At 34.1% G+C, this 2,850-nt stretch carries 4 protein-coding genes and 1 pseudogene; 1 reads left to right on the top strand and 4 read right to left on the bottom strand.

Translation table 11 applies throughout. From position 1 onward, the window contains the following. Positions 1-93: helix-turn-helix domain-containing protein (locus tag CBG25_RS00940; protein ID WP_290603829.1), on the bottom strand; the 93-nt coding region annotated here is incomplete at its 3' end. A gap of 82 nt (positions 94-175) precedes the next feature. Here CBG25_RS00940 and CBG25_RS00935 point away from each other — a divergent pair. Next, positions 176-403 (top strand): annotated as a pseudogene (locus tag CBG25_RS00935) (hypothetical protein); the annotation flags it as partial. Positions 404-706: 303 nt separating this feature from the next. On the opposite strand, the gene CBG25_RS00930 reads toward CBG25_RS00935, so the two are convergent. The 3 genes from CBG25_RS00930 to CBG25_RS00920 all read right to left on the bottom strand — a co-directional run bounded on the left by CBG25_RS00930 (position 707) and on the right by CBG25_RS00920 (position 2,525). Beyond that, a complete protein-coding gene (locus tag CBG25_RS00930) occupies positions 707-1,882 on the bottom strand; it encodes a DUF3596 domain-containing protein (protein WP_290603856.1) in 1,176 nt (391 codons plus the stop codon). After that, positions 1,843-2,046 carry an excisionase gene (locus tag CBG25_RS00925; protein ID WP_290603854.1) on the bottom strand — a complete coding sequence of 68 codons (204 nt, stop codon included), beginning with the start codon at positions 2,044-2,046 and terminating at the stop codon, positions 1,843-1,845. The genes CBG25_RS00930 and CBG25_RS00925 overlap by 40 nt, the downstream gene beginning before the upstream one ends. A 236-nt stretch (positions 2,047-2,282) precedes the next feature. Continuing rightward, positions 2,283-2,525: a hypothetical protein gene (locus tag CBG25_RS00920; protein WP_290603853.1), complete on the bottom strand. Its 243-nt coding sequence runs from the start codon at positions 2,523-2,525 to the stop codon at positions 2,283-2,285. Positions 2,526-2,850 lie beyond the last annotated feature (325 nt).

Raw genomic sequence — 2,850 nt, 5'->3', positions numbered from 1 at the left:
TCTTGAGCATGAAAGCCGTCGAGCAATCGCACGTATAGACATACCCTGGCGATGTAAAACAGAAATTTCCACTCTGATCTCCAATGTTATCATCGGCAGTACCTTAAAACTGCCATTTTTACTCTTGGTGGATCAGTTTTACATTAGCAAGTGGATCATTTTTACATTGGTAGCGACACAGATGGAAAAACGGCAAATGGAGCGTTTCAGCCGCTTAGAAATCAGCCTACAAAATTTAAACTCTTTAGAGCGTGAATTTCTTACCTTTAAGGCTGAACTACCAATACAGTATGTACGACGTGAGGATTACGTGAGAGGGCAGACAGTGATAGAAGCAAAACTAGATGCGCTTTACAGTAAATTGGAAGCGGTACAACATGATAAATTTGAAAAAGATAATTAGGCTAAAATTTTATTAATTATATCCATAATTATATCCATATAAATTTTAACTATAATTCTCGCGTGTCATTTGCGTATCTTTTTAAGTCCCATTGTTGTCATATCGATGTCAGCTTAATTTTCATAAATTATTGTTTTTAAAGCTATTGTCCTACTACTGACCAGGTAAATTTGGTGGAGCTGGCGGGAGTTGAACCCGAGGCTAAAATTATATATCTCATTGATATTAAAGGTTTTTATATGAAAAATATATTGTAAGTGAATTTGGCGTGCATTATATAGTCCGTTTGTAGGCGTATCATCGTCATTTTTGTTTTGATGCTTTTACACTTTTTGTAGCATTGCCATCATATTCTTTCAGATATGATCCGTAGTGTCTGAATAACATTTCAGGTCCTTTATGTCCCATTTGGGATGCTAGCCAAAATAAATTTGCACCTTGACTAATATGTCTGGTAGCGAAAGTATGTCTTGTTTGATAAGGGTTACGATATCTAATTCCAGCTTTCTTTAAAGTTGGCATCCATGCCTTCTTTCTAATCGCGTCCGCTCCAGCCCAAGGTTTTTTTGTTTTTGGATCTTCAAATATTTCTTTTGTTTTAAGAAACGTGAATGGTTTCTGATTTTGTAAAGCTAAAATTGCCTGATCATTTAATTCTACTTTTCTTGTCCCTGATTTTGTTTTCGTTCCCTTAATGATACCTACAACACTAGCAGATGAGATATAAGCGAATTTTTGAACAAAATCTATATCATCCCAACGTAAAGCGCATAATTCGGAACTACGTAATCCAGTATTTATTGCAAACTGGAATAAATTTTCCCATTGCTTGTATTTTGTTGCTGATAGTAAAGCCTCAACTTCACCTGGTGAAAGAGGATCAATAACATATATATTTTCTTTACTTGTATTGTTAGAGTGATATCTTGCTGCGGTAACTTGACTAACAGGATTTATATTGATAAGTCCATCTGTTATTGCTTCATCGATAGCACTACGAAGAAACGACAGTTGATTTCTAATTGTTTTCAATGTTGTATTTTTTCTCTGTATCCAGTTTTTTATTACAGAGGGAGTTAGTGATCTTACTTGTATATTATGTAAATCTATTAAAGCATTAATACATTTCTTGTACCCATTAATTGTTGACGGTGAAAGTTGCCTTTTTTTACAGATCACAATATATTCATTTAAATAATCGATAACTCGCTTTTCTTTAGTTGATATTCCAAATAATATTAATTTTTTTGAATGAGGAAAATATTTAACATAGTTAAAATTATTAAGTTTTATATTGTTCTGTATTTCTCCTAATAGCCTTTCAGCATATTTGATATTTTTGTTATTTACTTGTAACCCTGAAAGAGATTCTCTACATAAAATTCCTTTATATGTAAAAGTTAAAACTATGGTTTCGCCTTTTTTATGTTGACGAATAGTTATACCTCTTGGCAACATATTTTGTTCTTTCTGACCCATTTGTTTACTTCCCTAATATCAATCCAACGCTCTTTTGAACCTTCAACTTTTAAAACTTGAACCCCTTCTTGCCAAAATTGCCTTTGCAAACGTTTATTTATTGCTTCAGTTGATTCACCAAATAACTCACAATATTTTGATATTGGTACGCATTCGTAAAACATGCTCACCTCTGTATATTTTCAGATGTAGATTATTCAAAAACTCACATTATTCTCAGGCGCTTCATTGCCCCACAAAAACAAATAGCCTAAGCACGAATGGTTATCTTCGTTCTTTGTTAGGTTAGGGGTATGATTTGGAGGGAGTGGCTAGGATTTATTTGCTGCGCCGTTTGATGCTTTGTTTTGGTATTGCCAGGATGGGTCTGCGAGTATCAGGTCATACTTCACTTCATCTCCTAAACATACCAGCTTTTACTTTTATGCAAGTCGTCTATTTTTTCTAAGACAGTGATTTTATTACCGCCATTTCCGGTTAATATTCCGCTTTCTCCATCGGTATCAAATTGATATATCAATCCTTTGTTTGTTAATTTTTTCTCCTTCAATCTAATTATTTTCATCATTTCACCATGATAAATAACCTGCATCCCTGCTTTGACATGATGTAACGTTGTTCGGTATTCATGGATGTTATTCATAGGATTTCTCCGGTTATTGATTACATAAATGTAAATTTGATCAAAAATTGATCATGTGTGAATTATTTATGGTAACATCGTTGCCGTTGTGTGTTAGTTAAGAGCAACATTTTCCCTGGTGTTCGCAAGCCTTGCGCTGGTCTTTTTTTGAGTGATGTGGAAATGCCTAATAGCTGTTGATTTTTTGAATAATTGCTAGTGAACCATGACAGGTAATGGTATACCTTCGTCTTGTAACATCTTTACATAATCGTCATGAAGAGTCGTCAGGCTTTCACGACCAAAATCAGATAAAATCATCCCGTCTTCGGGGGTAGTTGTAATA

Source organism: Arsenophonus sp. ENCA, from assembly GCF_002287155.1.
GTDB lineage: Bacteria > Pseudomonadota > Gammaproteobacteria > Enterobacterales > Enterobacteriaceae > Arsenophonus > Arsenophonus nilaparvatae.
The sequence above is the reverse complement of the archived record's forward strand: the minus strand, read 5'-3'. Positions and strand labels throughout refer to the sequence as shown.

Excerpts from the sequence above, each read along its gene's own strand:
- CBG25_RS00930 (WP_290603856.1), bottom strand. The coding sequence starts at position 1,882 with ATGGGTCAGAAAGAACAAAATATGTTGCCAAGAGGTATAACTATTCGT.
- CBG25_RS00925 (WP_290603854.1), bottom strand. The coding sequence starts at position 2,046 with ATGTTTTACGAATGCGTACCAATATCAAAATATTGTGAGTTATTTGGT.
- CBG25_RS00920 (WP_290603853.1), bottom strand. The coding sequence starts at position 2,525 with ATGAATAACATCCATGAATACCGAACAACGTTACATCATGTCAAAGCA.